The sequence below is a fragment of the Streptomyces sp. NPDC007896 genome (genome assembly GCF_042959425.1).
Classification (GTDB): Bacteria; Actinomycetota; Actinomycetes; order Streptomycetales; family Streptomycetaceae; genus Streptomyces.
In genome coordinates, this window is the sequence record NZ_JBIBKX010000035.1 from 1 (window position 1) to 26,396 (window position 26,396).

General features: G+C 67.7%; 27 protein-coding genes. 16 read left to right on the forward strand and 11 right to left on the reverse strand.

Features of this window, described 5'->3' with window-relative positions:
* Positions 1-209 precede the first annotated feature (209 nt).
* Entirely contained in the window at positions 210-1,037 is an 828-nt protein-coding gene (locus tag ACFZDJ_RS53095) for a methyltransferase domain-containing protein (RefSeq protein ID WP_391070349.1), read from the forward strand.
* 35 nt (positions 1,038-1,072) lie between these two features.
* Here the strand turns inward: ACFZDJ_RS53095 and ACFZDJ_RS53100 are convergent, their stop codons facing one another.
* The 3 genes from ACFZDJ_RS53100 to ACFZDJ_RS53110 all read right to left on the reverse strand — a co-directional run bounded on the left by ACFZDJ_RS53100 (position 1,073) and on the right by ACFZDJ_RS53110 (position 3,065).
* Positions 1,073-1,411 carry a hypothetical protein gene (locus ACFZDJ_RS53100; protein WP_391070351.1) on the reverse strand — a complete coding sequence of 113 codons (339 nt, stop codon included), beginning with the start codon at positions 1,409-1,411 and terminating at the stop codon, positions 1,073-1,075.
* A gap of 188 nt (positions 1,412-1,599) precedes the next feature.
* Entirely contained in the window at positions 1,600-2,061 is a 462-nt protein-coding gene (locus ACFZDJ_RS53105; protein WP_067344254.1) for a nucleotidyltransferase domain-containing protein, read from the reverse strand.
* An 8-nt stretch (positions 2,062-2,069) separates the two neighbouring features.
* Positions 2,070-3,065 carry a hypothetical protein gene (locus tag ACFZDJ_RS53110; protein ID WP_391070353.1) on the reverse strand — a complete coding sequence of 332 codons (996 nt, stop codon included), beginning with the start codon at positions 3,063-3,065 and terminating at the stop codon, positions 2,070-2,072.
* A gap of 632 nt (positions 3,066-3,697) precedes the next feature.
* Here ACFZDJ_RS53110 and ACFZDJ_RS53115 point away from each other — a divergent pair.
* A complete protein-coding gene (locus ACFZDJ_RS53115; protein ID WP_391070417.1) occupies positions 3,698-4,567 on the forward strand; it encodes a hypothetical protein in 870 nt (289 codons plus the stop codon).
* 21 nt (positions 4,568-4,588) lie between these two features.
* On the opposite strand, the gene ACFZDJ_RS53120 is transcribed toward ACFZDJ_RS53115, so the two are convergent.
* The gene (locus tag ACFZDJ_RS53120; RefSeq protein WP_390942047.1) at positions 4,589-5,041 is read right to left on the reverse strand and encodes a hypothetical protein; all 453 of its coding nucleotides are present in this window, start codon (positions 5,039-5,041) and stop codon (positions 4,589-4,591) included.
* A 187-nt stretch (positions 5,042-5,228) separates the two neighbouring features.
* Between ACFZDJ_RS53120 and ACFZDJ_RS53125 the strand changes: the two genes are divergently transcribed.
* Positions 5,229-5,849: a DinB family protein gene (locus ACFZDJ_RS53125; protein ID WP_391070355.1), complete on the forward strand. Its 621-nt coding sequence runs from the start codon at positions 5,229-5,231 to the stop codon at positions 5,847-5,849.
* Between the two features lie 524 nt (positions 5,850-6,373).
* Here ACFZDJ_RS53125 and ACFZDJ_RS53130 read toward each other — a convergent pair.
* A complete protein-coding gene (locus tag ACFZDJ_RS53130; protein WP_391070357.1) occupies positions 6,374-7,315 on the reverse strand; it encodes a LysR substrate-binding domain-containing protein in 942 nt (313 codons plus the stop codon).
* Between the two features lie 86 nt (positions 7,316-7,401).
* Here ACFZDJ_RS53130 and ACFZDJ_RS53135 point away from each other — a divergent pair, with 86 nt between their 5' ends.
* Together ACFZDJ_RS53135 and ACFZDJ_RS53140 are read left to right on the forward strand one after the other, a co-directional pair.
* Positions 7,402-8,283 carry a polysaccharide deacetylase family protein gene (locus ACFZDJ_RS53135; RefSeq protein WP_391070359.1) on the forward strand — a complete coding sequence of 294 codons (882 nt, stop codon included), beginning with the start codon at positions 7,402-7,404 and terminating at the stop codon, positions 8,281-8,283.
* Positions 8,280-9,110, forward strand: a complete 831-nt coding sequence (locus ACFZDJ_RS53140; RefSeq protein WP_391070361.1) for an LLM class flavin-dependent oxidoreductase — start codon at positions 8,280-8,282, stop codon at positions 9,108-9,110. Before ACFZDJ_RS53135 ends, ACFZDJ_RS53140 begins: the two co-directional genes overlap by 4 nt.
* A 45-nt stretch (positions 9,111-9,155) precedes the next feature.
* Here the strand turns inward: ACFZDJ_RS53140 and ACFZDJ_RS53145 are convergent, their stop codons facing one another.
* Positions 9,156-9,914 carry a transposase gene (locus ACFZDJ_RS53145; protein WP_391070418.1) on the reverse strand — a complete coding sequence of 253 codons (759 nt, stop codon included), beginning with the start codon at positions 9,912-9,914 and terminating at the stop codon, positions 9,156-9,158.
* Between the two features lie 165 nt (positions 9,915-10,079).
* Here ACFZDJ_RS53145 and ACFZDJ_RS53150 point away from each other — a divergent pair, with 165 nt between their 5' ends.
* From ACFZDJ_RS53150 to ACFZDJ_RS53160, 3 genes are all read left to right on the forward strand, one after another.
* Positions 10,080-11,120: a phenylacetaldoxime dehydratase family protein gene (locus ACFZDJ_RS53150; protein ID WP_391070363.1), complete on the forward strand. Its 1,041-nt coding sequence runs from the start codon at positions 10,080-10,082 to the stop codon at positions 11,118-11,120.
* Positions 11,121-11,432: 312 nt separating this feature from the next.
* Entirely contained in the window at positions 11,433-12,113 is a 681-nt protein-coding gene (locus ACFZDJ_RS53155; RefSeq protein WP_391070364.1) for an alpha/beta fold hydrolase, read from the forward strand.
* Positions 12,114-12,907: 794 nt separating this feature from the next.
* The gene (locus ACFZDJ_RS53160; protein ID WP_391070366.1) at positions 12,908-13,498 is read left to right on the forward strand and encodes a DUF6417 family protein; all 591 of its coding nucleotides are present in this window, start codon (positions 12,908-12,910) and stop codon (positions 13,496-13,498) included.
* Here the strand turns inward: ACFZDJ_RS53160 and ACFZDJ_RS53165 are convergent.
* The gene (locus ACFZDJ_RS53165; RefSeq protein ID WP_391070368.1) at positions 13,464-14,261 is read right to left on the reverse strand and encodes a DUF1963 domain-containing protein; all 798 of its coding nucleotides are present in this window, start codon (positions 14,259-14,261) and stop codon (positions 13,464-13,466) included. The genes ACFZDJ_RS53160 and ACFZDJ_RS53165 overlap by 35 nt on opposite strands.
* A gap of 75 nt (positions 14,262-14,336) precedes the next feature.
* Entirely contained in the window at positions 14,337-15,002 is a 666-nt protein-coding gene (locus tag ACFZDJ_RS53170; RefSeq protein ID WP_391070370.1) for a hypothetical protein, read from the reverse strand.
* Positions 15,003-15,078: 76 nt separating this feature from the next.
* On the opposite strand from ACFZDJ_RS53170, the gene ACFZDJ_RS53175 reads away from it, so the two are divergent.
* The 3 genes from ACFZDJ_RS53175 to ACFZDJ_RS53185 all read left to right on the forward strand — a co-directional run bounded on the left by ACFZDJ_RS53175 (position 15,079) and on the right by ACFZDJ_RS53185 (position 17,196).
* A complete protein-coding gene (locus tag ACFZDJ_RS53175; protein ID WP_391070372.1) occupies positions 15,079-15,906 on the forward strand; it encodes a hypothetical protein in 828 nt (275 codons plus the stop codon).
* A gap of 607 nt (positions 15,907-16,513) precedes the next feature.
* Positions 16,514-16,768 (forward strand): hypothetical protein, encoded by a 255-nt coding sequence (locus ACFZDJ_RS53180; protein WP_391070374.1) that lies wholly within the window; start codon positions 16,514-16,516, stop codon positions 16,766-16,768.
* 74 nt (positions 16,769-16,842) lie between these two features.
* Entirely contained in the window at positions 16,843-17,196 is a 354-nt protein-coding gene (locus ACFZDJ_RS53185; protein ID WP_390942067.1) for a hypothetical protein, read from the forward strand.
* 26 nt (positions 17,197-17,222) lie between these two features.
* Here ACFZDJ_RS53185 and ACFZDJ_RS53190 read toward each other — a convergent pair whose 3' ends face one another.
* A complete protein-coding gene (locus ACFZDJ_RS53190; RefSeq protein WP_390942069.1) occupies positions 17,223-17,666 on the reverse strand; it encodes a hypothetical protein in 444 nt (147 codons plus the stop codon).
* An 816-nt stretch (positions 17,667-18,482) separates the two neighbouring features.
* Here ACFZDJ_RS53190 and dnaE point away from each other — a divergent pair.
* From dnaE to ACFZDJ_RS53215, 5 genes are all read left to right on the forward strand, one after another.
* Positions 18,483-22,076 carry a DNA polymerase III subunit alpha gene (dnaE, locus tag ACFZDJ_RS53195; protein WP_391070376.1) on the forward strand — a complete coding sequence of 1,198 codons (3,594 nt, stop codon included), beginning with the start codon at positions 18,483-18,485 and terminating at the stop codon, positions 22,074-22,076.
* A complete protein-coding gene (locus ACFZDJ_RS53200; RefSeq protein ID WP_391070378.1) occupies positions 22,073-22,447 on the forward strand; it encodes a DUF6300 family protein in 375 nt (124 codons plus the stop codon). The genes dnaE and ACFZDJ_RS53200 overlap by 4 nt, the downstream gene beginning before the upstream one ends.
* A gap of 118 nt (positions 22,448-22,565) precedes the next feature.
* Positions 22,566-23,402: a hypothetical protein gene (locus tag ACFZDJ_RS53205; RefSeq protein WP_391070379.1), complete on the forward strand. Its 837-nt coding sequence runs from the start codon at positions 22,566-22,568 to the stop codon at positions 23,400-23,402.
* Between the two features lie 36 nt (positions 23,403-23,438).
* Positions 23,439-23,582 (forward strand): hypothetical protein, encoded by a 144-nt coding sequence (locus ACFZDJ_RS53210; RefSeq protein WP_391070381.1) that lies wholly within the window; start codon positions 23,439-23,441, stop codon positions 23,580-23,582.
* A 149-nt stretch (positions 23,583-23,731) separates the two neighbouring features.
* On the forward strand, positions 23,732-24,640 hold the full coding sequence (locus ACFZDJ_RS53215) for an IS982 family transposase (RefSeq protein ID WP_391070420.1): 909 nt from the start codon (positions 23,732-23,734) through the stop codon (positions 24,638-24,640).
* Between the two features lie 59 nt (positions 24,641-24,699).
* On the opposite strand, the gene ACFZDJ_RS53220 is transcribed toward ACFZDJ_RS53215, so the two are convergent.
* On the reverse strand, positions 24,700-25,398 hold the full coding sequence (locus ACFZDJ_RS53220; RefSeq protein ID WP_391070383.1) for a VOC family protein: 699 nt from the start codon (positions 25,396-25,398) through the stop codon (positions 24,700-24,702).
* A gap of 211 nt (positions 25,399-25,609) precedes the next feature.
* Positions 25,610-26,290: a type III effector protein gene (locus ACFZDJ_RS53225; protein WP_391070385.1), complete on the reverse strand. Its 681-nt coding sequence runs from the start codon at positions 26,288-26,290 to the stop codon at positions 25,610-25,612.
* Between the last annotated feature and the right edge of the window lie 106 nt (positions 26,291-26,396).

Consider the following 26,396-nt stretch of genomic DNA (forward strand, 5'->3'; position numbering starts at 1 on the left):
CGATCTCGCCGAGCCAGCCTTCCCGGTCGGCCTCAGCGATCCGGTCGAGTAGGTTGTCGCGGATCTCCACGAGCCGGCCGCGCTGGGCAGGGTCGAACCGCAGGAGGGAGCAGCGGACGCAGGCTTCTCTGAACTACCGGCGGCAGCGGGTCAGCGGCTGCCGGTAAACCAGTGGCTCTGCGTGGACGAGCCTCGTAGCTTGTGCGTTCGTGACTGATGATCCGCAGATGCGCCCGAATCGACACGATCTCGGCCGAGTATTCAACGAGGTGCCGGAACTCTACGACCGGGTCCGGCCGGGATACCCCGACGAACTGTTCGCGGACCTTGGCGCCATCACCGGCATGGACGAAAGGTCGTCGGTGCTGGAGGTGGGCTGCGGTACCGGTCAGGCGACGCGCACGCTGGCAGAGCTCGGATGCTCAGTGACCGCCGTTGAGCCGGGCACGGACATGGCCGCACTCGCTCGCCAGCGGATCGCCTCCTTTCACAACGTCGAAGTCGAGACGTCGACCTTTGAGGAGTGGGACGACCGCGGTCGACGCTTCGATGTTCTCGTGGCTGCATCGTCTTGGCACTGGGTCGACCCGTCGATTGGCTGGCAGCGGGCGCACGCCGTGCTCTCTCCCGGGGGTTGGATGGCGCTGCTCGGCCACGTCGTTGTCCGTCGGCCGGGAGAACCGGAGGTGTATGCCGAGACCGCCGATCTGCACGAGCGGTTCTGTCCCGGCAACCCCGGCTGGGGTCATCCGCCGCTGGAGGACGACGTGCGCACCACCGACGAGGGTTGGGGCCTGGTCGACGATCCCGGGGGATTGTTCGGCCCAACGATCGTGCGCTGGTATCCAACCGTTCAGTGGTTCAACGGGGACGGCTTTGCCGATCACCTTCGCTCGTTGTCGCTGTACCGGAGGCTCGACCGCGACGTCCGTGAGCCCCTTCTCGACGCCATCGCCGAGCGCATCCGCACGCGGATGGGCGATCGAGCATCACGCCGTTATCTGAGCGTCCTGCGGGTCGGACGCCGCGCCGAGTGAGGCCAGGGACCGATCTCTGAACTACCGGCCGCGGCCTAGTCAGCAGTTGGAGAGGACTCTTTCGTCTCCCGCCTGCCGAGGGCGATCTGGCCGAGGGCCGGCATGCCGAGGCTGACCGTATTGGATCGGCGGGTCGCCTCGGCATTGAGCTGCGCGAGCTTGTCCTGGGCGCCGGCGAGGCTGACCTGCAGGCCCTCCACCTCGCCGAGCCAGCCTTCGCGCTCGGCCTCGGCGATGCGGGCGATCAGGTTGTCACGGATGTCGGCGAGCCGTGCCCGTTGGGCCGTGTCGGGTCGAAGGAGTGAGCATCTGACACAGGCGTGTTCATGGACACAAGGAGACCCGAAGGCGCGTGCGCAGGTGCCGATGGACACCTTCCGTTTCTCGAAGTGGGCCAGGAAGGAGTCCCACTCCTCCGCGGTTGGGGTTCGGTATTCTTCGCCTGGGCGAGAGGCTCGGCGGCGGGCGATGAACGCTCGGTGGGCCTCGATCGTCTCGGCAGGGCAGACCGCTCATGGTGGAGTCGGGTATTGGAACTGTCTGAATGCCCCTGTGGTGGGGGTCACGGTTGGCAGGTCTGGATCAGAGAGGCAAGGACTCCTGCGGGGTCGTGCAGGGGGCGGGCGCCGTCGGTGACGACGCGGAGTGTGCCAGGGTCGACGGGGTCTGTCCGTGCCCACTCCGGAGACCCGATACCGATCTCAACTTCCAAACCCGAGGCCGTGGCATAGCGTCGTTCGGTGATGGGCCCCCACGATTGCGTTCGGACGAGTTCGCCGAGGGCGAGCTCGTTGGCCCAGGTGTTGTTGAAGTACTGGGTCTGGTCCGTCGAGAGCAGGACGATGTCGATGTCGGAGTCGGGGCGCGCGGCATTGCGGGCGTATGAACCGACAAGGAGCAGACCGACGATGTCCTGGCGGTTTGCGGCCCAGCGTGTGGTTCGGTCGATGAGCTCCTGCGCTTCGGCGGCCCGTTCCTGTGAGATCTCGGACTGGTTCGCTGATTGTTCGGCGCGGTGTGTCATGTGGGCTCCTAGATTTCTGGACGGCGGCTGATCTCGGCTGCGTAGGCGCCCCAGTCTCCGGCGGCGGCTCGCTGCCATTTGACGGCGACGGTGATGTCGATGCCGAGGGTGCGGGCGAGGACCGCGGCGGGCAGTTCGGTGGCGAGCTGGAACAGCGCGGTCGAGCGGGCCTCCGCGAGCCGGATGCCGAGTTTGCGGAGCCGTTCGCCCATGGCCCAGGCACTGATCGGGCGGCCGGGTTGGCCTCCGGGGAAAAGCCAGGGTGAGTCTGTGCGGCCGAGAACGGCATGGCTGCGGCGAACCTCGACCTGTTGGAGGGCCAGCTCAGCGACGGGTGCGGGAAGCTCGACCGGGACGGCGCCGAGGCGGATGCGGACCGCTCCGTCCATCTCCTCGATGTGGTCGACGGTGAGCCGGGAGATCGCTGCGGGCCACTGGGCATAGAGAAGCAACAGCAGGCCGGCGAGGCGGTCTTCGGACTTGAGTGTGTCGTCGTGCAGCAGGCGGCGGGCGGTGGACCAGCGGGCTTCCTCGTCCATCGGCTGGGAGGGGCCATTCCATCGCTCGGCCGGGAAGGTGAGATCGCGGGCGATCTTCTGGGAGAGGGCCCATCGCACGAAGTGGCCTGCTTCCTGGCGAAGACGGGCGTCGTCGCTGGTCATCCAGCGTTCGATGTCGGTCTGTCGGCAGGTTGCAAGGGTCAGGTTCTGGTCCTCGAGCCAGTTCAGGAGATGGACGGCCGCCCGCAGATGTTGCCGGGCGACCGTGAGCTGGCTGTGCGTGATGTCCTTGCCGCGGCTGCGTCGGCGAAGCCGACGCATGAGGTGCCAAGTCGCGTATCGGTGCAGGATTTTCCGTCCCTCAGCCGTCACATGGGAGGTGACGAGGTCCTTCACGTGTCGTTCGAGGCGGACCATCTGCTCGTCCCGTTTCGGCAGGGCGCCGGTGGCCACCAGGACGCTGCGGATGTGTTCGACGACCTTGCCTTCCGGGAGCTCGTCCATGGCCTCGTGGGTGAGGGGTCGGCGGCCGGAGCCGAGATCGGATAGGACGGTGGAGACGACGCCTTTGGAGAGCCAGCGCATTGCGGTGCCGGCCCGTTCGGTGCTGGCCAGGGCCTCGTGGAGGGCCTGGAGTTTCGGGGCTATGGAGCCGGTGTCATCGGCGAGGAGCTCGTGGAGGCGCTGCTTGAGAGTGCAGCGCGGGCACGGACCGGAGGCTCGCAGGCGTTCGGCTTGTCCGCAGGTGGGACAGGGGCGCCAGAGCTCGGGGTTCGGTGCGGTGCAGGGTCCGCAGACCGGGGCGTCGGCGGTGCCGGAGTGGATGCCGCGGAGCCGCCCGCAGACGATGCAGTGAGCCGGGCGTCTGTCGCAGCCGCCGCAGCGGGGCAGGCCGGTCAGACGGGAGTGGGTGCAAGGTGCGGTGCGTCCGCAGATTGAGCAGACCAGGACCGGCAGGGGGCAACAGGTGGGGGGGTGATGGCGCTATTTGAAATTCCTCACCTCGTGCTGAGGGGTGGGGCAAACCTGCTGAGTTGATCTCCCCACTCTTCGTGTGATCTTGGTCGGCGTGTCGGGATGGGTGCTGTGAGCAACGGCAAGCCTGCGTGAGCAACGAATTTGGCCTCTTCGGAGGGCTGAGTGCTGACGTGGATGCGCACGCGCTGCGTCGCCAGGGCTGGACGATCTCGGCGATCGCCCGGCATCTGGGGCGGGACCGCAAGACGGTCCGCGCCTACCTGAACGGCGAGCGCGTCCCACAGAAGCGCCGCCAGGTCCCGGACGCGTTCGTGCCGTTCCTGGACTACTGCCGTCAACGCCTCGCTGATGAACCGCACTTGTGGGCCTCGACGCTCTTCGACGAGATCGTCGGCCTCGGTTACCAGGGAGCCGATTCGACGTTCACCGGAGCTCTTCGCCGCTACCAGGTTCGGCCGCACTGCGAGCCCTGCCGTGCATCTCAGGGCCGGGACCGTGCCGTGATCGAGCACCCGCCGGGCGAGGAAATCCAGTTCGACTGGGTTGAGTTGCCCGATCCGCCCGTCGGCTGGGGCGGCGGTTCGAACGCGCACCTGCTGGTCGGGGCGCTCGCGCATTCGGGCCGTTGGCGGGCGGTGCTCGCGGAGTCGGAGGACTTCCCGCACCTGGTCCAGGCGCTCGACCAGGTACTGCGCAAGCTCGGCGGAACCGCCAAGCAATGGCGGTTCGACCGGATGGCGACTGTCTGCTATCCCTCCAGTGGCCAGGTCACCCCGGCCTTCGCGGGGGTCGCGAAGTTCTACGGCGTCCAGGTGACGATCTGCCCGCCGCGGCGGGGCAACCGCAAGGGTGTGGCGTTCGCGTCCCTGTCCGACCCAGCCTCCAGGACCTACTACGACAAGAAGATCAGCCAGGGCAAGCACCACACCCAAGCCCTCCTCTGCCTCGCACGACGCAGAGCCGACGTGCTCTACGCGATGCTCCGCGACGGCACCTTCTACGACCCCCAACCCGCCCCGGCCACTTGACGTTTCGCGACGTACGAGTCGTCACCGAGACGGCATGACCGCCTGAGGCTTCCTCTGCGTCATGGCAGTGGTGCGGTGCAAGGGGACCAGTGACGCAACGACGAACAGCCCGAAGAGGGTTATGGGCAACAGTCCGACAGGACGCAGCAGACCCGCAGGATCATCATGCAGCCACTGCCAGTTACCAATCCAGTTCGCGGAAACGTCCAGCACCATCACACCGCTCGCCAGCCAGACCCCTTGGCGCCGCACGAACGCCACCAGCACGACGACCAGCGGATCAAGGACCGCCAAGCTGATGAAGAACGCCTGGAAGGCAACCTGAGGGAACGACACATAGGCATGGAACCCGCCGCGGATCAGGTCAAGAAGGTGAGCGCAGGCGCCTTCGAGGAAGCCGATCAAGTACACCGCGAGAACCCATCTCGCCCACAACGGTTGCCCGACCCACCGTTCCCGCAGCTGAACCCCCACCAGGCCACCCTAAGCGTTGTCCCGTAACTGCTGGATGAGATGTGATCACTTCGTTCGCCAACGCGCGATCCGGCCCGGCGAGCCTGTTTCGGTCAGGCTTGGGACCCCAGAAAATGAGACGCGCCTGTGGTGCTGGCCGTGCCAGGCTGGCGGATCGCCCCGGACCAGTTCGACACAGGAGCATCCGATGACGACACCGTCCCGCCTGTCTCCGTTGCTGGAGCAGTTCGACTTCGCACGCGAGCGCCTCGCCGACCGCATGACAGGGCCCGTCATGGACAGCGGCGACGGGACGGATACCAAGGTCGGCCCTATGGCTGACGAGGAGTACCTCTGGGAGCCGACGTCCGACTGCTGGTCGGTACGGCGGCGCGTGAACGGGCCAGGGCCTCGCGCGACGTTCCTGGACGGCACCGGCGACTGGGGACGCGACGCCGCCTCCTACCCGCACCCCTGGCCCCCGCCTTTCACCACCATTGCGTGGCGCCTGAGCCACCTCAGCGAGATGCTGACCTTGCGCGCCGACCACACGGCTGGCGGGCACGCGCTGACCCGTGACGACTACTGCGTCATCGGGGACGCCGCAGGGGCGGTCGCCGCCTTCGACGCCGGTGCCGCGGCCTGGCGGAAGGCGCTGATGAGCGTTGACGACGCCGCACTCGACACTGTGGGGTATTGCACCTACCCGCACGGCAGCGACCCGGACGAGCCGTTCATCGACATTGTGTGGTGGGTCAACCAGGAACTGCTGCACCACGGGGCCGAGATCGCCCTGCTGCGCGACCTCTACCGCGCCCGACATCACTGACCCCCGCCACCAGCGACTTGTGCACCGCAGCAGCCAGGTCTCGCTTCAGGAGAATTCCGAGTGAAGCGGCGGTGTTCTGCCTTCCGTGCCCAGGGGTGACCCTCACGTCCAGAGCCGGCAGTGGCGCCGCCCGGACACGCATGCGGTGATCTTGGTTGTGGCGACCCATCACCAGGTAGTGGGTGCCGACGCGTCTTGGCGCTACCGGTGGGGGCGGCGTGTGCTGCTGGGGCTGTGGCCGGTGCGATTCCCGCTTATCAGGGTCCGATGCGCCGGGCCAGGACCGTTCATGAAGGGCGTCGCAGGACAGGATCGCGAGCTGCACGCTGCCGCTGATTACCCGCGACCTTGCGGTAGATCCGCGCCCGCGCGCCGAACCCGCGCAGCGTGGGCCGGCACTTCACCCTCGCCAATCAGCTCCTCGGGCAAGGCCAGGGAGCGCCGCTGCTCGTGGCCCTCCAGGCGCTCCGGTAGCCCAAGGTTCACGGCGGGCGCGGCTCTGGCGTCCGTCGAGGGCGCTGAGATCACGGTTCGGCCGGTGAGGAACTCCCGGTGCGCAGCACGTTTGGCGGCGAGCCCGGGTTTCCGGCGATCTCACACACGGTCTCGGCGAAGGCTTGCACCCGGGCCGTTGCGCCCGTGCGGCGCCACAGCAGCCCGTAGTTGATCGGGTTGGCGTCCCGGAGCGGGAGATAGGCGATGCCCGGGCGCATGTGGTACTGGGCCGCGCGCAGTGCTGCGGGGGACGCCCCGCGACCCATGGAGACCAAGGTGAGCACCTCCTGCCAGTAGGTGCAGGCGGCGGCATGGACGATGGGTCTGCCCTGGGGCGTGTGGTTCGGGTAGTGGTGGTCCAGCCAGTACTGAGGGATCTCGCCGGACATCACCACCATCGGCAGACGCGCCATGTCCTCCACGGACGCCGAATCCTGCCGTATCAGCGGGTGCTTCGCGGGCACGATGAGTCCGCGAGGCTCGCTGAAGATCGTCGGGCCGGTGACCAGATCAGGTTCGTCGACCGGGAATTCGGTCAGCTGCACATCGAGCTGCTCGGCGCGCAGCGGGCCGAACGGGTCGGCCAGTTGCACTTCCCGAATCTGGACGTCGCAACCGGGGTATCGGGCGCGGAACAGGTCCGCAGCCAGGACAACCAGTTCGTTCGACCATGGCGCGGAGAAGCCGACGCACAGCGTCCCGGTGACACCACGCCCGGCTGCGACGGCTCGGGCGATCGCCTCCTGCACCGCCCTGTAGGCCGGGGCCAGATCATCGCGCAACCGCCGCCCGGCCGGTGTCAGGGTCACCCTGCGGCTGGTGCGCTCGAACAGCGGCACGCCGATGCGGCGTTCGAGTTTTTTGATCGTCTGACTGACCCTGCCTTGGGCCAGCCCCAGGCGCTCGGAGGTACGCCGGAAGTGCAGTTCGTCGGCAAGGGTCAGGAACGCCTCGATTTCGTGCCGCTCCATACCGCCCCTCGGCCGGTGAGTTTGGCTCACCAATCGTAGTGGACAGTGTCCTTGTTCGGCTCGGCCGGTTCTCCGAGAGTTGACGCATGCCGATCGAGAACACCCTCTTCGACTACAGTCCGGTCAGCGAACGTCCCGCGTTCACCTGGCCCTGCGGCGCCAAGGTCGCGTGCTATGTCGGGTTGAACATCGAGCACTTCCGCATCGATCGTGCGTCCACGAGCATCTGGCCCGGTACGGCCGATCTGGTGCCGGACGCGCTCAACTACGGCTGGCGCGACTACGGCCCGCGCGTCGGTGTCTGGCGCGTCATCGACAGCCTGGACCGGCACGGCGTCCGCGCCAGCGCCTTGCTGAACTCCGATGTGGTCGACCGGAATCCACAGATCATCAAAGCGGGCCTGGAGCGTCGCTGGGCGTGGCTGGCGCACGGGAAGACGAATTCCGAACTGACCGCAGGCATGTCGGTCGAGGAGGAACGCGACTACCTCACCGCCGTCGTCGACACCATTGCCGGTGCCGTCGGACAGCGTCCGCGCGGCTGGATGGGCCCGGGTCTGACCGAGACCTTCGACACTCCGAGGCTGCTCGCCGACCTCGGCCTGCAGTACGTACTGGACTGGACGAATGACGACCAGCCCTATGCGCTGAATGTGCCCGGCCTGCTCTCGGTCCCCTACACCGTCGAACTCAACGACCTCGGCCTCTTCAGTAAAGGCATCACCGGCACCGAGTTCGTCCAGATCGTCAGGGACCAGTACGAGCAACTGCTCGCCGACGCCCGGCACGGCGCCCGTGTCATGGCGATCGCCGTTCACCCGTTCGTCACCGGCCAGGCATTCCGCACCAAGTACTTCGATCAGGCGCTGGAGTACCTCGCCGCCCAACCCGACATCTGGCTTACCACCAGTGACGACATAGCTGACCACTATCGCCGTGCCGTCCTCGCCGAGGAGCAGGACTCATGACCATAGAGATCGGTGTGATTCTGCCCACCTCCACCCCCGACCCCACCCAGCCGATCCTCGGCGACGTCCGCGAGAGCGCCCGATTCGCCGAGCAAGCCGGGCTCGACTCTGTCTGGTCCACCGACCATCTCGTGGCCAGCGCCCCCATCCTCGACGGAACCGTGGTCCTCGCCGCTGCCGCCGGGGCGACCGACCGGATCACGCTGGGCTTCGGCGTGATGCTGCTGGCGTTGCGGCCCGTCGCGTGGGCAGCGAAGCAGATCAGCTCGCTGCAGCACGTGTCCGGCCACCGTCTCGTCCTCGGCGTCGGCACCGGCAATCCGGTGCACGGCGACATCGGGTGGCGTGCGGCGGGGGTGCCGTACCAGGACAGAGGCCTCCGTACCGACGAGGCTCTGCGCGTACTGCCCGGTCTGGTCACCGGGCAGCCGACCGTTCTCAGCGACGGCGTGCAGGTCACTCTCGCCCCTGGCTCGGCCATGCCTCCGGTCCTGATCGCCGGCAACGGAACCAAGGCTCTGCGGCGGGCGGCCGCCCACGGCGACGGCTGGGCTGCCATCGGGATCTCCCCCGCGGAGGTGGCCGCACACCTGGCAACGCTGGAGCATTTGGCAGAGCAGCACGGGCGACCGCGGCCGAGGGCCACAGTAGTTGGGCCACCCTTGGACGCCGACCCGGCAAAGGCCGCATCACAACTGGCTGCCTACGCCGACGCCGGGACCGAGCGGCTGGTCCTCACGCCGACCGGACCCGACTGGCGGCACGACTACGAGTTCGCCGCCACAGTCCGAGCCGCCCTCCGGGACCAAGGCTTGCCCCGTAACTGATCTTGAAGTCGATGCGTGCGGTCAGCGGCGATGAGCTCCGCCCCTCTATCCGGTGAGGGCGAGGTTGTGCAGGCGTGCGATGCCGAGCATGGCGTGGTGTACTCCGTCGCCTTTGAGGCGGCAGTCGCGGAGGATCTTCCAGGTCTTCATTCGGGCGAGGACGTGCTCGACGCGGGCCCGGACTTGTTTGTGTGAGCGGTTGTGCTCCTCTTTCCAGGCCGGGAGTTCGGCCTGGCCTGGTTCACGGCGGTGCGGGATCACCAGGCCAGTGCCGCGGTATCCGCCGTCAGCGATCACCGTGGTGTTGCCGACGACGGCCTTGGCTCCGGACAACTCCCATGCCTTGCTGTCGTTGCGGTTGCCAGGTAGAGGCCGGCCAACTGCGACGACCAGCCGTGTATCGGCGTCGATGACGACCTGGTGGTTGGTGGAGTACCGGTAGCTTTTCGACTGCTCCGCCACCGCATGGTCACGTGTGGGTACCAGGGTGCCGTCCACGATGAGCACGGTGTCCTTGCGGAACCGTCGGCGCGGCCGCAGTGCGAGCAGCGGTGCGATTCGGTTGATGATGCGGTCGGCCGCAGACTTCGAGATTCCGAACAGCGGCGCGAGCTGGCGCAGTGTCAAGTTGGTGCGCCAGTACGCCGCGACCAGCAGGACGCGGTCCTCCAGGGGCAGGCTCCACGGCCGACCTCGGCGGACCGTGTCCGCTCCCTCGCGACGCAGGGCGGTAACCAGCTTGCCGAAGCAGCGCGGGCTCAGCCCGGTGAAGGGGCCTATCCAGGACGGCTGTGGACCCCGCACCCGCGCTGAGGTGGAGACCGACGTCACGGGCCCGTTGGATGGCTTGGGCTTGGCCGGTCCGTGCGGCGCTCACGGCCAAGTCTCCGGGCGCTATCGGACAAGACGGGGGCTCATCCGCTCCTAACCTCCTTCTCACGCCGAGCAACGGCGTGAGAAGGAGACGACATGCCCAGAACCGGTCCACCCGGCCGCACTCCCCGCGTCCCGGCTTACGCCGCCCGTTTCCCGGAGGGTACCGAGGCGTTCGTGTTCGTCCGGTACGCCTGCCAGGCGCCGTCGGCCGAGGAAGCCGCGCAGGGCGCCGCCGCGCTCGCGGGACATTTCGCGGGGCCGCACCGGCCGGACGTGCTGGACCGCGGATCATTCGTCGACACCGCCGGGTTGCACAACGTGGTGTGGCTGGCGTACTGGTACGACCCGCAGGCGTACAGCAAGTGGCAGGAGTCCGACCCCGTCCGCTCGGCCTGGAGCGGGCTGCCCGACCAGGGACCGGTCGGCCACTGGCGCGAGGCATGCGTCATCCCGCTCGAACGCAACGAGATCCTGCACAGTCACCACTGCGACGACTACGCGACCAGCGGCGTGTGCCAGCACAAGGCGGTCGAGATGCACGAGACCCCGGTGCACGACTACTGGGGAGCCGCCCGTGACCGTATCCCCGCGTCGGCCACCGAGGCACTGGAGCCGGAACTGCCGGTTTTCGTACCGAGCGCCCCTGGGGAGGATGAGACCCGCGGCCGGCGTATCACCGTGGAGGTGCCCGGGAACGTCACGCTGATCCGTACCGCGCAGGACTGGTCCGCCAGCACCCTGTACCGAGAGAAGTACCTGGCCGACGTCAGACCGGTCAAGGACCGGGGCGTCGACTTCCTCGCCACGAACCCCGAGTCCGGCTGCATCGCGGCCCGTAACCTCGTCGAGGAGTCGGCCGACGGCACGCCCCTCGACCGCGCCTGCACCCTCGCCTGGTTCGCCTCACTGGAGCACCTCATGACCTGGTGCCGGTCACACCGCACCCACCTGGAGATCTACGCCAGCTTCTACCGGATGGCCGGCGGCGCGGAGGGACCGCTGGATGTCGCCTTCTGGCACGAGGTCTCGGTGCTGCCGAGCGGGTCGGTCACCGCCGAGTACGTCAACTGCCACCCGAAGACCGGCTTCCTGCCACTTCCCGACCGTCACCGCAGCGCATCCGGCAGCGTCTGACGGAGGTCGGCGCCGTTCGCGTAAGGACGGGAGCACCGTGGTCGAGGCGTGCGCCGCGGTGCATCCAGCGGGTGTTCAGCAGACACCGTGAGACGGGCTCTCCGGTCAGGGGCGCGGGTCGGTCGCGGGCATCGCTACCCCGATCCCCCGAGCTAACCACTCAAGAGCGCCTGAGCGGTTGACCTTCCTCAACCTAACCGCTAATGTCCATTTTAATAGTTAGGTTGCGAAGGTGTCGAGGCAGTCCTGGCCTCTCCCTCAATTGCGACTCACCTCCCACGCAACTCTCCCGATTTCCCGGAGGTTTACGTCATGACTGCCATCGTTCTCGTCCACGGTCTGTGGGCCGACGGCTCCGCCTGGAGCGAGACCATCACCGAACTGCAGGCTCTGGGCCACGAGCCGGTCGCCGCGCAGCTCCCCCTGGAATCACTGGATGGCGACATCGCCGCCGTGCGCCGGATCCTGTCCACCCTTGACGGGCCGGTGTTGTTGGTGGGCTGGTCGTACGGCGGCGCGGTGATCACCAACGCGGCCGTCGGCCAGGACCACGTCAAGGCCCTGTCTTACGTCGCCGCCTTCGCCCCCGACCAGGGCGAGTCGGTAAGCGACATCGCACGCCGCAATCCCGGCAGTGTCCTCCCCGAATACTTCCGGGTCACCGACGACGGCCACTCCTACCTCGACCGGGCCGCCTACGGAGAGGCCGTGGCCGCCGACGCCCCTGCCGAACGCACCGCCCTCGCCGCCGCCGTCCAGAAGTTCCCGCGCCTGGGCATCGACGGCGCCCCCTCCGGCGCCCCGGCCTGGCGTACGGTGCCCTCCTCCTACCTGATCGCCACGCAGGACCGCGTGCTGCCTACCGCCACCCAGCGCGAACTGGCCGACCGCATGGGCGCACAGACCACCGAATGGAACACCGGCCACGGTCCCATGTACGCCCACCCCAAGGACCTGGCCGCCTACCTGGCCACCCTCGCCAAGGGCCTGTGACACACGCCCGTTCCAGCAAGTCCCGTACTGGAACAGGCAGCCCTGCAGCCGGGTTCGGCGAGGCGGTAGCCGTCGCAGCCGTACGGTCGCATGCCGCACCCGTGCTGCACGCTGCATCGACGCAGCGGCCAGCACGGGACTGCTTCTCGGGTGCGTAGGCCGACAGGCCGAGGGCCAGTGGCCCCGGGTGAGCGCCGAGCCGCCAGCGCCTGACGACGGTCGGCAGGTACGCGAATGCTTTTCGTTTCATCGTCAAGCTTTAGAGGAAGTCCCCTTCTCCGGCCCCTGCAGAACAGGAGGCGACATCTCCATCTTGACATTCTTGAATATGTCCGGCATCTCGGCCGAATGTGTGGATCCAACGGACTACCGGGCACGGCGGCCCGGGCTCACCGGGCGAGAATGACGCCGGAAGGCTGCGGTAAGCGGATGGCACTGGGAGGGGTGGGCGCTGCACGGCGGCGGCCGCGGGGAAGCAGCACGAAAACTATTGGTCCGTAACGGACGGACCTCCCGTGGTTGCTCGTGCCCACGGTCTGCGGGGCGGTCGTCGCAGGTACGGCGTGGTTCCTCCATCGAGACCTGCGGCTCGGACGGGTCGGCTGGTAGAACGGGCACGACATTGCGAACGACGGACGTTCAGTCTGGCTTTCCTGTGTATCGCAAAAGTGCCGCGCCGGGGTTGAACGGGGTTGGGCGCAAAGTGGCCTCTCCCCTTCACACCCTCCAGACCAGCGTGAGCGTCTACGGTCGGCGGACGCGTACATACATGGGCAACACGCGGGGGAGCGGGATTGAGGAGCTGGGAGAGGGCGCTGTCCGTGCTGGAGGCGCTGTGCGAGCGCGGGCAGGCGGCCGGGCACGGCTGGACGCTGGACACGGAGCTCCTCCCACCGCACCAGCAGCACGTGAACGCCCTGGAGAACCAGGGCTTGGTGGAGCTTGCCGGTCGGGAGGGGCGGCCCGTGCGGTGGGCTGCCCGCCTGACGCCGTACGGCCACGACACCCTCACCTACGGATGCTGCCGCCTCCGGGCCGAACCCCCGCCCGGCGGGGAGGAAGCGGACCGGCAGGCGGGGGAACTGATCCCGTCGCAGATGGCGGCGCTGCGCGTGTTCGTCGGCCTCGCTGATCAGCTCCGGGTGCCGCCGGCCGACGGGCTGGTGGAGCAGGTCCGTACGGCTTCGTGCGATCACGGGATCAAGCGGTGGCGGCTGTATCTGACGCCAGAGCAGATGGAGTCGGTGGCGTACGGGTTGTGGCTGCACCGGATGACCGGCTCCGCCGCGGAGGCTAACCGGTTCGCCCGCGAGTACGGCGTCGTGCACAGCCCGGCGCGGGCCTATGGCGTCAGCAGCAGCGCCCGTTCGCCTCGGTCTTGTTGAAGTCGCCGGCCGCGAACGCCTTCGCCGGAATCGTGAAGTACATGGTTCCGGCATCGCCCCAGCCCCATCCGAGCTCCGCGTCCTCCGTGAGCTGGAGCAGATGGACGGCAGGGCCGTCGGCATCGCGACGGGTCACCCAAGACCCGTATGAGGTGTCAGGCCACCCGAAGGCGCGATGGCGGCCTGCGGTGTTCCCGTCGATGTCGCCCATCGCGGTGAGGATGAGCGATGCTGCGCCCCAGTGCTCGTCCGGGTCGAAGTCGAGGTCGTCGTCCTCGACGTCCCAGCAGTCCGGGAGCATGGTCACCTCGGCCGCGTGGAGGGGCCGTACCGGATAGCTCCGCGCTGGTTCGGGTACGGCTGTCTCGACCGCTCGAGCGGGGTCCGCGGGAATCACCCGGCACACCTCGGGCCCAGACGCGTCGAGCGCGCGGTACTCCTCATACGGCACGTCCGGATCGAGGTAGAAGAAGTTGAGCAGACCCGGCCGCGTCGGAAGCTCGTCCGCGAGCCAGGGGGCGAGGGCGTCGGTGTCGAGGACAGCGTGCAGGGACAGTGGGACACCGTCGAGTTCGGGCCAGGCGGTGCCCGGTTCGAGCAGGGCAGGCCCACCGAGCCGGCATCGGCCGGTCGGCTCGGTGTCAGCCGTCGCAGTCTCGAGCCGGAAGCCGCGACGGGCCATGGCCGCGAACTGCTGGCTGGCCTCCTCACCGAGCCGTTCGGCGCATACTCGGCGCATGCCGACAGGGTCGTCGAATTCCATACCAGGATCCTCTCAACCTCTGCTCGCCGAGTACGCGGTGGGCAGGCTGCGGCGGCCGCGATGGGGAGCGGGTCGTCACCCATGGCCAGAGCGTTGGAGCAGCCAGCGGTAGTGCTCGGGATCGGCCAGGATGATGTCCTTGGCCCGCTTCTGGGCGATCTGCAGGTCGTCCGGGTAGACGGACGGGTCGAGAGACACCCACAGCGAGAGGTCTTGGCGGACCCCGGAGTCCTTGCAGGACAGGAAGGCGGCCAGGGCCGCATCGCGGTAGCAGCCACGGGGATCTGACAGGGCCTCCACCGCTGCCTTGCTCTCCGAGGTGGGTATGCGTTCCTCCCACGACGCGTACTTGAGAGGAGGGCGGGCGAAGTACCAGGCCATCGTCGCGCCGACCTTCTCTGCCTCGGAGCCGGAACGTACGTACCGAATGATCTCCTCCTGTACCCAGCGGTATCCGAGGGCGTTCACCAGCGGCCTGACGAGTTGGTTGATGCCGCTGCGGCACTGATCGTGCATGGCGGCATGCACGAGGAGGTCCGCATGCCAGCGGGTGAGGCCTGGATCCGCCTCAGCCACTCGGCCGATCTCCCGGCGTTTCACCCCGCAACGATGATGCTGATGCTTGCCCACCATCCGCTCCGGCAGGACCCGGTCCGGACTGCACAGTGCCAACAGCTCATCAAGGAGCGGCTCGAACACGGCCTCCCGACCTGGCCTGTCCTGGATCATCTCCAGTGCCATTCCCATCCCTCCATCACCTGGTTGCCGCTGATGCTTGGCACCGCGTCGTGTGCCGCTGCCGTCGGAGAACCTGCGGGTGATCTTGGCTCCGGTCCGGCTGGTGTGGGCGCGCGTGGAGCGGCGGGCCGCCCGCGACCTGGTGGAGGCCGTCACACGTGCCAAGCTGGTCAAGGTGGAGGGCTTCGCCGGTCAGGTCGACGCTCCCCGGGTCCTCGCCGACCGGCCTGCCCGACGCCTGGAGGACCAGCTGCGGCTGTGCGGGCCAATCAAGGACCCGGTGGGCTGGCTGATCGGCCGGGGCCTGCCCCAGTGCCAGCAGTGCGGCGACAAACTGCTCGACTCCGGCCGGGACTGCCCCCGGTGCGAGGACCGGCAGGTCGGGCGCCGTCCCCAGCGCCACGCGGTGGCGGCCGCCGTCGACGTTGCGATGCCGTGCGCCTCCGAGGCGGAGCGGCGCGTGGCGGCCGAGCGGCAGCTGCACGAGACCGTAACCGCTCAGGCGTGGGCCCGCGAGCACCAGTGGGAGCAGGTTCGCGCCTGGCAGGCCGCCGCCGCGAAGGACCGTGCCGACGCCGCGGCCACGCAGGCCACTGTCAGTGAACCGGCCGTGACGCTGGCCCCGGTCGTACTGCCTGCCCCGCGCCCTGTGCCCGCCGCGTCGGCACCGGAGCCGCAGGGCGAGGACGTCGGCCAGGATCTGGGCCTCGTGGAACTGACCCGCGAGCAGGTCCTGGACTGGCGCACCCACGCCGCCAAGAACCACCAGGTCGTGTTCGACCACATCGGGCAGTACGGCGAGGCCTCGGCAAGGCGACTGTTCACTGGCACGCTCGTGGACCAGGTGACGCGCCTGTCCGATCTCGGGCACCTGAATCTCGCTTACATCCCCTGGGGGCAGGCGTGAGCAAGCAACTGTCCGTCGTCGACCTGGCCCGCGTCGCGCCAGACGCGAGCGCAGGTGCTCTTCGCTGAGGACTTTTAGTCCTACTCCAGCCGGTGTGGCCTCCCGCCTCCGAGGCGTCCCGTGCGTTATCGACGCTAGGTGGCTTGCGCTGGTATGGAGGGGCAACGTCGTTGGTGGAAGGATGAGTTGGGGCGAAGGGGGGATTTCGTGTGGGACATCGTGGATGTCGCCTGCCCTACCTGCAATGCCACGCCCGGTTCGCGCTGCACGACACGGGACGGCCGTCCGCACCAGCCCCGCGTGGCGCGGTTCCGGCGCCGGTTCTCCTCCCGATGATCCCCAGCCGGGCGGAACCATCCAGCCGGCGCGGACTCCGCCTACGCCGGCCAACTCGTCGACTGTGCCCGCGGCTTCCTCCACATCACCCTTGAGGCTGTCTCCGGGCCAAAGGGCGCCAAGGGCTTCGTCGTCCTGCCCCTCCGCTGGCGTGTCGAGGGCACAATCGGCTGGACCATGCGCGCCCGCCCGCCCACTGCTGTTTGCGGATCCTTGGCTGCGCCCGTACATTCCCGCTCCACCTTGTCCAAGCGGGTGGAAGGGAAACGAGATGAGCGAGTCGTTCGAGGTACTGGAAGCGCGGTACAGGGCCGCCCTGAACCGGGTGAGCGAGGCCTATCAGGTCTTGCGGGGCGTCATGGGTGATCCCAAGCCCCTCGCCCATGGGGAAGAGCCTCCGGTCCTGACCAAGGCGGAGCGCGACGCACAGACCGAGGCCATGAAGGCGTTTCAGGAGTATGTGCCCTTGCGGGATCGGTACTGGGCCACCCGGTGGGGCCGCGAGGGCAACCCGCCGAAGTCCTGACAGCACAATACTGCGCCTGTGCCGACCCCCAGCGACCGGGCGCTGCTGGTCCAGTTGCGCCGTACGATCCCGCCATGAGCGACAGATCCCATCGCAGCCTGCTGATAGCCGCCCTTCTCGGCGGCCTTCTCGGTTCGGTTGTCACCCTTACAGCGGCCTTCTTCCTGCTTCCGTTGCGGGGCGAGCCCGGGCCTGCCGGGCCGCAGGGACAAGTAGGGTCAACCGGACCGGCGGGAGCTCCCGCGGCGCCGCTGGATGCCACAGACCTGCAAAAGGCGATTCCGGACCTGACCGGCTCTTACGTCATCGCAGGCGTCGGCTGCCCGAAAGGCACTTTCCCGAGCCGCACCGTGAAGATCCCAGGTGATCAGTTCACCGTTGGGGAGACACTTCAGCTCTGCTACTTCGGCCCCTCAGCACTCCGGTAGCCAGCCCGTTTCCGAGCTCCGTGGCCTCAGCAGGCAGGGCCGATTACGACCTGCACCTTCTTCAGGCGCTTGGCTGGCGTGGCGTCGGCATTGTAGCCCGGGTTGTCGCTCGCCCATGCCGCCTCGGTGCAGTACCCGGGCCCGGTGGGCGACGTATGCGTGAGCGACTGGAACGTGGTTTCGCAGGTGGCCAGGTAGTAATTTCCCAGCACCTGTGCGCTGTCGGGCAGACCAGGCGTCTTGTACCAGGCGATGACGTCCCGCGTGGGCTCGCACGTCTTCGCCGAATGGGACGGCTTCGGTTTCTGCTTCGCCAGGTTCGAGGCTTTGGTAGGCGCAGCCGCGGAGTGGCTGCTTTTAGCGGCCGGCTTCGCCGAGGCGTGCGCAGACGCTGATGTGGAGTGCCCGGCGCTGTTCCCGCAGGCGGCGGTCAGCAGGATGGCGACGATGGGCAGGAGAATGCGGCGCACGAGGCCCCCCTTGGCAGTGCGGCAGTTGCCGGGTGGCAGCTGTGTGCGGAGTGCAGGCTGATGCTGCCGGACCGCAGCAACTGTTCACAACTCGCCAATGGTCAAAACCCGGACACACTCCCGCGCCGTTCCTTCACAGCACGCATGATGCCCCTCGGGAAGGGCGACCGCCGTCGCAACGCAGAGCACGAAAGCGTCGTCAAGGGGACGACAGCGCGGCGTCTTTGGCCGCAGCGATCGTCGAACTGCTCGCTGATGTGATCAAGGACTTCCCGGACCTGGACGCCCCTGCGGTGATTGCTGACTGGGACAATCTTGCCGAGCCGTTCGCCCGTCACGTCAGGCCGGTCTCCTTCGATCCCGACACGGGGACGCTCAGCGTGCGGGCGGTCTCGAGAGCCTGGGCCGCAAATCATCCACCGCGAGGACCACTACGACCGCGAATCCCCGCGTGCTGGCGGGGCCGACCTGATCGTGGCGAAACACCTCGAGGGCCCTACCGCCACGATCACGGTCGCCTTCCAGGAAAAAAATCTGATAAGACGGCTGAAATCAGCCGCTCTCGTGAGATGTCGGTGGCATCCATACAACGCTCACCGACTGAGGCATTCCGGGCTGTCTCGGGCTCCTGAAGATCGCCGTCGACACGCGACGAGCCGCCACGCCGAGGAGCGTTTCGACTTCGTTCTGTGAGAGTGCGAGGTCACCCGGGAAGGGCTTGGCCGAGACGGCTTTGACGTCGTTTCAGGGCCGGATCTGATCATCGTTTGGGGGCTAGGGTGAAGTCCTTCCCACGACTCCGGAGGTGCCCTCCCGGTGACGGATTCCTTTGTTCACCTGCACAATCACACCGAATATTCGATGCTCGACGGCGCGCAGAAGCTCAAGCCGATGTTCGCCGAAGTCGAGCGTCAGGGCATGCCGGCCGTCGCCATGAGCGACCACGGAAACATGTTCGGTGCGTACGAGTTCCATCAGGTGTCCAAGGGTGTCGACGGCGTCAAGCCGATCATCGGGATCGAGGCCTACGTCGCACCGTCCTCGCGCCGGAACCGCAAGCAGGAGTTCTGGGGTCCGGGCGGCCAGCGGGCCATGTCGGACGACGGTGAGGGCTCGAAGGACGTCTCCGGCGGTGGCCGGTTCACGCATATGACGATGTGGGCGCAGAACGTCCAGGGTCTGAAGAACCTCTTCTACCTGTCGACCGAGGCCAGTTACACCGGTCAGTTCCCCGCGGGCAAGCCGCGGATGGACATGGAGCTGATCAGCGAGCACGCAGGCGGCATCATCGCCACGACGGGTTGCCCGTCCGGAGCGATCCAGACGCGGCTGCGGCTGAACCAGTACGACGAGGCCCGTGAGGTCGCTGCCGCCTACCAGGACATCTTCGGCAAGGAGAGTTACTTCCTGGAGCTGATGGACCATGGGCTGTCCATCGAGAAGGACGTCCGCGACGGGCTGTTGCGGCTGGCCAGGGATCTGGACATTCCGCTGCTGGCCACGAACGACGCGCACTACGTGCACGAGGAGCAGGCCGATGCGCATGACAACCTGCTGTGCATCGGGGTGGGCAAGAACAAGGACGATCCGAAGCGGTTCCGGTTCCAGGGCAGCGGTTATTACCTCAAGACTGCTGCCGAGATGCGGGAGTTGTTTGCGGAGCTGCCGGAGGCCTGCGACAACACCCTCCTGATCGCCGAGCACATCGAGTCCTACGACTCCGTCTTCGAGAACGTCGACGAGATGCCGCAGTACCCGGACGTGCCGGAGGGGGAGACGCAGGAGTCCTGGCTGCGCAAGGAATGCCTCAAGGGCCTGGCCATGCGCTACGGCGACCCGATCCCGGCCGAGGTCATGGAGCGCTTCGAGACCGAGATGACGGTCATCGGCCCCATGGGATTCTCCTCCTACTTCCTCGTGGTCGCCGACATCTGCCGCCACGCCCGCGACAACAAAATCCCGGTCGGACCCGGCCGCGGATCGGCCACCGGCTCGATCGTCGCGTACGCGACCCGCATCACCGAGCTGTGCCCGCTCGAGCACGGCCTGCTCTTCGAACGCTTCTTGAACCCTGAGCGCATCAACCCGCCGGATGTCGACCTCGACTTCGACGACCGCCAGCGCGACGCCATGGTCCGCTACGTCACCGAGAAGTACGGCGACGAGTACACCGCCATGGTCAACACCTTCGGCAAGATCAAAGCCAAGAACGCGATCAAGGACTCGTCCCGCATCCTCGGCTACCCCTTCCAGCACGGCGAGCGCATCACCAAGGCGCTCCCGCCGGACATCATGGGCAAGTCGATCCCGCTGGACGGCATCTTCGACTCCGCGCACCCGCGCTACGGCGAGGCCGGCGAAATCCGGACGATGTACGAGAACGAGCCGGAGGTGAAGAAGGTCATCGACACCGCCAAGGGTGTCGAAGGCCTGACCCGCGGCACCGGTGTGCACGCGGCCGCGGTCATCCTGTCCAAGACGAAGCTGACCGAGCGCATCCCGCTGCACATGCGCGCCAAGGACGGCGTCAAGATCACCGGATTTGACTACCCCAGCTGCGAAAACATGGGGCTGGTCAAGATGGACTTCCTGGGCCTGCGCAACCTGGGCGTGATCGACCACGCGCTGACGAACATCCGCGAGAACCGCGGCGTCAAGCTGGCCACCGTCGACCCGGGCAACGGCGACACCAGCGTCACCGTGATCCCGCTGGACGACAAGAAGACCTTCGAGCTTCTGGGCCGCGGCGACACGTTCGGCGTGTTCCAGCTCGACGGCGGCGGCATGCGCGCGCTGCTGAAGCTGATGGAACCCTCCCGCTTCGAAGACATCGCGGCCGCCCTCGCCCTGTACCGGCCCGGCCCGATGGCTGCCAACGCGCACACCAACTACGCGCTGCGGCAGAACGGCAAGCAGGACCCGGACCCGATCCACCCCGAGCTGAAGGAAGTCCTGGACCCGATCCTGGGCTCCACCCACCACCTGCTCATCTTCCAGGAGCAGATCATGGCCATCGCCCGGACCCTGGCCGGCTACACGCTCGGTGGCGCCGACATGCTGCGCCGCGCGATGGGCAAGAAGAAGCCCGAGGTGCTGGCCGCCGAGTGGCAGAAGTTCCACGACGGCATGGCCGACAACGACTACTCGGAAGAGTCGATCAAGGCGATCTGGGACGTCATGCTCCCGTTCTCCGGCTACGCGTTCAACAAGTCCCACACCGCGGGCTACGGACTCGTCTCCTACTGGACCGCCTACCTCAAGGCCAACTACCCGGCCGAGTACATGGCGGCCCTGCTCACCTCTGTCGGTGACGACAAGGACAAGGCCGGCATCTACCTCGCCGATGCCCGCAAGCTCGGCGTCACCGTCCTCGCGCCGGACGTGAACGAGTCCCTCGCCGAGTTCGCGGCCGTCGGCGACGACGTCCGCTTCGGACTGCTGTCCGTGCGCAACGTGGGCGACAACGTCATCGAATCGATCATCGCGGCCCGCAAGTCCAAGGGGAAGTTCACTTCGTTCTCCGACTTCCTCGACAAGGTCGACCTGCCCGCGCTGAACAAGCGGGCCGTGGAATCCCTCATCAGATCCGGCGCCTTCGACTCCCTCGGACACACCCGCAAGGGACTGTCCGCCGCCCACGAGAGCGCCATCGACGCAGTCGTCCCGCTCAAGAAGGCAGCCGCCTACGGACAGGACGATCTCTTCGCCGGCCTCGGCGATGCAGCCGGCGACGACAGCTTCAGCCTGGACGTGCCGGTCAGCGACGACGAATGGCCCCGCAAGCAACTGCTGTCCATCGAACGCGAGATGCTCGGCATGTACGTCTCCGCGCACCCGCTGGACGGCACCGAGCACATCCTGTCCACCAACCGCGACACCACCATCGTGGACCTGCTGGCCTCAGGGCGCACCGAAGGCGTCGTCCGCCTCTCCGGCCTGATCACCAGCGTCCAGCCCAAGATGACCAAACAAGGCAACGCCTGGGCCATCGTCAACCTCGCCGACCGTGACGGAACGATCGAGGTCCTCTTCTTCCCCGCCACCTACCAGATGGTCGCCGCCGCCCTGGTGGAGGACAGCGTCATCACCGTGCAAGGCCGCGTCAACGACCGCGACGGCGCCATCAGCATCTTCGGGCAGGAACTGCAGGTCCTCGACGTGACCTCCGCCGAACGCTACGGCGCAGCCCCCGTCCAGCTTCGGCTGCCCTATCACCGCATCAACGAACTGTGCATCAACGAACTCAAACGCATCATGGGTGCCCACCCCGGCCAGAACCCCGTTCAACTCGCGGTCCGCGGCCCGCAGAAAACCATCGTCTACCAGCTTCCCTCGCTGGTGAACGCCGCTACCGTCGCCTCAGACATCAAGGGATCCTTTGGCCCGGAGGCGTGGCAAGGGGTGGCGTGAGCAAGGTAGCCAGTACCGGCGAGCCGTACGACTTAGAAGAGATCGTCCTCAACGTCGGAGAAACACCACTCTGCCCCAGCTGCAGCCGGCCGACGATACTGCTGGCCCGCTACCCCCACAGCTGGCGCAACAACAAGGGCGGCACCATCAGCGGCTTCAGAGAATCCGTACTGTGCCGGGTCTGCGACCGCGATGACCCGGCCGCCGCACCGCTGGTCGCCCTCTTTGAAAGGGACGGTTCCTTCCCTGCCGACAAACTCGATGTCTTCGGGCCGCTCGCCGCGGTGTGGGTCGAAAACCGCCGGAACACCACCGTCGACGAGGGACTCCTCAACGAGCAGGAGCGGCTCTGGCGAGGTGGCGAGCTCTAGGGGAACGCCGGACACCTGGGCGTAGACGTCGCGGAAGATCTGGTGGTTGGGGGCGGTGCCGTACTACCAGTAGCGCCACGCCTGGCGCAGATCCGACGAACCCCGCGATGCAACCACGGTGCACCTGCAGGCGTTCCTCGCCTTCCTGGTCACCTCCGACAGTGGCGGTTGGTGCTGGTCCTGGTTGCGCCTGGTGGGCCATCTGCAGGACCAGGTCGACGAGCTCGGCCACCGCCCGGACGCGGCCGCGGAACTGGATGCTGTCCACGAGCAGCTGCGTGTCGCCAAGCAGGAACTGGAGCGCGCCCGCCGAGCCCGCGAAGAAGCCGAGCTGCTGGCCGACCGCGCGCAGCAGCGGGCCACCGCCCTCGAGGAAGAACTCGCCCGGGCGCGTCAGGTGATGCCGCAGAACGACGTGTCCGTCGCGGTGGACTTCGCCACCGCGCAGCTGCCGCCGGAGCTGCAGGAGGAGTCCATCCTCGCCGACGTCGACCGGGCACTGCGCACCGCCGAAGGCTTCCTGCAGGAAGGCGCCGAGCGCCGAGCGCAGATCGCCGACGGCATCGGCCGGCCCCGCCCGGGCAGCGGCACGGTAGGGGAAGGCTGGCAGGTCGTGGCGCTGCTGGTCGGCCGCACCCTGGGCGTGGTGCTGATGATGGTCGGCGTCGCGGTCCACTACGGGCTGAGCACCTGGGTCACCAAGAGGGACGTCGTGCTCGGCTTCCCCGACCTGTTGGTGCTCTTCGGCATCGCCCTGCTGGTCGACCCCTGGGACATCGTCTGGAACACCCTGCGGCCGTTGTTCCTGCGCCTCACGACCGACAGCGACGAACCGGTGGTGTGGGACCTGACCATCCCCGACGTCCTCACCCGCGCGCTGCGGGTGCCGTGGGGCGCGGCCGCCGCCGCGGCGACCGCCCTGAGCCTGACCACCATCTACTGGTGGCCGATGTGAATCCTCATCGCCACCATCCCGGCCGCCCTCGCCACCATGGCCTACGCCATCGCCGGACGGAACCGGCACATCGTCCAACTGGTGGCGCCGCTGTTCACCGGCATCGCTCAACTGCTGCCCAAGCCCCTGCCTGCTTCCACCACCGCGACCGCCGACAGCAGCCCGCCCGGTACCCGCTGACCACCAGGATGCACGATCAGAGCCACCATGCCCGGTCAGGGTGCTGACCAGGCATGGTGGGGGTTACCGGGCGCGTGGGGAGGGCCGTGGTGCGGCCAGGATGCGGTGCCTTGGAGCGGTCATTCGCGAATCGTGGACACCCGAAGCGGCTGGTAGAGGGTGCCGGAAAACGCTCGCGGAGCGAGAGTCAGACCGCCCTGTACGTGAAGGTCGACGACGAGGTCGGAACGAGCCGATGCCTGGGCAGGCCACCACTGTTGAGCGACTCGGAACTGGTCTGTCTGGCCGTCGCGCAGGCTCTACTGGGCTTCGCCTCGGAAGCCCACTGGCTGCGGTTCGCCCATACCAACCTGGGCTCGATGTTCCCGTACCTGCCCAAACGGCCCGGATACAACAAGAGGCTGCGGGCCGCATTGCCGCTGGTCAAGAAGGCGATACGGCTGCTCGCCGTGGACAGCGACTTCTGGTTCGACAACCACTGGATCGTCGACTCCACGCCGGTGCCATGCGGCACGTCCCGGCCCACGGCGAAGCGGTCGGAGATAGCCGGCTGGGCCGGATACGGGTACTGCGCCTCTCACTCGCGGTTCTTCTGGGGTCAGCGCCTGTACCTGGTCTGCACCCCGACCGGCATGCCCATAACCTGGGCACTCGCGAACCCGAAGATCGACGAGCGGGAAGTGCTGGCCTCAATGCTGGACCGCTTGCCTCATCTGGCCACCGACCGCCCGGGACTGCTGATCATCGCGGACAAGGGCTTCGCCTCCAAAGAGTTCGAGAACGACCTCGCGATGCGAGGCGCTGAACTGCTACGGCCGTCCTTCAAACGAGAGAAGCACCGCAAGGGCGAGTCCCTGCTGAAGTCGGTGCGGCAGCTGATCGAGTCGGTCAACGACACGCTGAAGGGACAGTTGGCTCTCGAACAGCATGGCGGGCGCACCTTCGAGGGCGTCGCCGTCCGGATCGCCCCGCGCGTCCTGGCGATGGCCGCCGCGATCTGGCACAACCACAAGACCGGTGCCCCCGTCCTGCGGTCATTGACCGCGTTCGATCACTGAACGTCACAGAACGGTGTCTCGTGCTCAACCGGTGACACGGTCTCGTCGTGGAGAGACATTCACGGTCGGTCGGTGGCCGGCCCGGGAGGGCCGACCACGCCGACACACGCCTCGTTGCCCTCGGGGTCGGCCAGCACCCAGTTCGACGGCGCGTCGGCGTCGTTCACCAGACGTCCGCCGGCCGCAAGTGCTGCAGCTTTCCGCGCCTCGGCCTGGTCGTACGGCACCCACACGTCAACGTGCACCCGGTTGCGCTGCGGGCGCGGTGCGTCCATTTGCTGGAAGTAGAACGGTGCCCCGCGGCGGCGCGGATCGATCAAGTCCTCGCTGCTGTTCGCGCGGTCCTGGTAGCCGAGCAGGGCACGCCAGAACGCCACCACGTCGGGACCGGCGAGGGCATCGATGGTGACCTGGACCGTCTGCACGGCGGACGGGTCGGCCGATATGTCCAGCGTGCGGGCCACGGCCGAGATCTGCCGGGCCAGCTCGAGGTGCCGTTCGGTCAGCCCGTAGTAGTCGTCCGTGACCGTGATCAGCCGTACGATCACGCCCTCCTGCCTCACGTCGACGTCCGGGTGATCGTCCCCAACTCCTGGCATCTCACTGATCGCCTGCACGAACTGGGCGCCGACCGCGAACGACCCGGTACGGAAGTACGCACACGCCCCCTCGCCCACGACGCGCCAGTCCTCCACGCCGACGGTTTCGTGGAACTGCTGCGGCCTGATGCGCTCCGTCTTGCTCTCTACGTAGGTCATGCGCTCAACGTAGCGTGCAGGTCCGACAACCCCCCTCCGACCATTGGGTACTTCGGAACTACTCGTCTAGGGCGACAGATCACCCTGGCGCCGTCCGTACCTCGGGTCCGCCACCGCGCCAGTCGATGAGTTCGGGATCGTCGATCGTCGTATCCGCCTCGCGCCGGTAGTTGGTCTTGGCGGGCTGGAAGGGTCCCCGTAGTCGCGTAGATCATGCTTGGTTGCGGCGTTGGTCGCCGCTGTGCTCGCGGAGCCGGGCGGTGTGGCGGGTGACGTCATCGACGCGTGCCGCGAGGTCGGGGTGGTCGGACGTCAGATAGGTGTGCGTGACGGTCAGGGGGCCGATGAGGGCGGCCGCGTCGTTGTCGGCGAGGGCGGCGGTGAGCTCGTCGAGAGGGGTGCGGGCGGCGGCGGGGAGGTCGGTGAGCGCGGTGATCTGTCCGGCGAGCTGGCGCAGGTCTGCGGCGTTGGTGCGGGCCCAGGCGGTGACGGTGCGGTCGGCGGCGCGGCGGTCGCGGGTGGCCTGTACGCGCTGTTCGCCCGTGGTTCCTGGGTTTCCGGGGCGTATGCGCAGGTAGCGGCGTTCGGCGGCCTGGCGGCTGGAGACGCCGAGCGGGTGGGCGAGGTCGGCCCAGCTGGCCCCGGCTTCGCGGGCGGCTTCGATCAGGCCCGGTTCCCATTCGGCGAGCTGATCGCGCACTTCGCGCAGGCGCAGGAGCGCGGCGAGTGCCTGCGCGGAGCCGGCCTGGCCGGGCTCGGGATGCTCGCCGTCCAGCGCTGTCCGGGCGGTGCGCAGGGCCTCGTGGACCGTGTTCAGCGCTGCTGCGGCGGCGAGGAAGGAGGTGGGGGTGAGACCGGGGGCGCGGGGGGTGGGCTGATCGTCAACGGTCATGGAGCCTCCAAGGCGCGGTGTCGTCACCTCGACGACGATCCCTGCTTGTCATCGTTTGGATGACATGTTACAACGAGGGCAGGTGAACGCATTGGCGGCATAGTGC

Coding starts and splice junctions, on each gene's coding strand:
- ACFZDJ_RS53105 (WP_067344254.1), bottom strand. CDS start 2,061: ATGACACACCGCGCCGAACAATCAGCGAACCAGTCCGAGATCTCACAG.
- ACFZDJ_RS53110 (WP_391070353.1), bottom strand. CDS start 3,065: ATGGACGAGCTCCCGGAAGGCAAGGTCGTCGAACACATCCGCAGCGTC.
- ACFZDJ_RS53125 (WP_391070355.1), top strand. CDS start 5,229: ATGACGACACCGTCCCGCCTGTCTCCGTTGCTGGAGCAGTTCGACTTC.
- ACFZDJ_RS53130 (WP_391070357.1), bottom strand. CDS start 7,315: ATGGAGCGGCACGAAATCGAGGCGTTCCTGACCCTTGCCGACGAACTG.
- ACFZDJ_RS53135 (WP_391070359.1), top strand. CDS start 7,402: ATGCCGATCGAGAACACCCTCTTCGACTACAGTCCGGTCAGCGAACGT.
- ACFZDJ_RS53140 (WP_391070361.1), top strand. CDS start 8,280: ATGACCATAGAGATCGGTGTGATTCTGCCCACCTCCACCCCCGACCCC.
- ACFZDJ_RS53150 (WP_391070363.1), top strand. CDS start 10,080: ATGCCCAGAACCGGTCCACCCGGCCGCACTCCCCGCGTCCCGGCTTAC.
- ACFZDJ_RS53155 (WP_391070364.1), top strand. CDS start 11,433: ATGACTGCCATCGTTCTCGTCCACGGTCTGTGGGCCGACGGCTCCGCC.
- ACFZDJ_RS53165 (WP_391070368.1), bottom strand. CDS start 14,261: ATGGAATTCGACGACCCTGTCGGCATGCGCCGAGTATGCGCCGAACGG.
- ACFZDJ_RS53170 (WP_391070370.1), bottom strand. CDS start 15,002: ATGGCACTGGAGATGATCCAGGACAGGCCAGGTCGGGAGGCCGTGTTC.
- ACFZDJ_RS53180 (WP_391070374.1), top strand. CDS start 16,514: ATGAGCGAGTCGTTCGAGGTACTGGAAGCGCGGTACAGGGCCGCCCTG.
- ACFZDJ_RS53185 (WP_390942067.1), top strand. CDS start 16,843: ATGAGCGACAGATCCCATCGCAGCCTGCTGATAGCCGCCCTTCTCGGC.
- ACFZDJ_RS53210 (WP_391070381.1), top strand. CDS start 23,439: ATGGCCTACGCCATCGCCGGACGGAACCGGCACATCGTCCAACTGGTG.
- ACFZDJ_RS53220 (WP_391070383.1), bottom strand. CDS start 25,398: ATGACCTACGTAGAGAGCAAGACGGAGCGCATCAGGCCGCAGCAGTTC.
- ACFZDJ_RS53225 (WP_391070385.1), bottom strand. CDS start 26,290: ATGACCGTTGACGATCAGCCCACCCCCCGCGCCCCCGGTCTCACCCCC.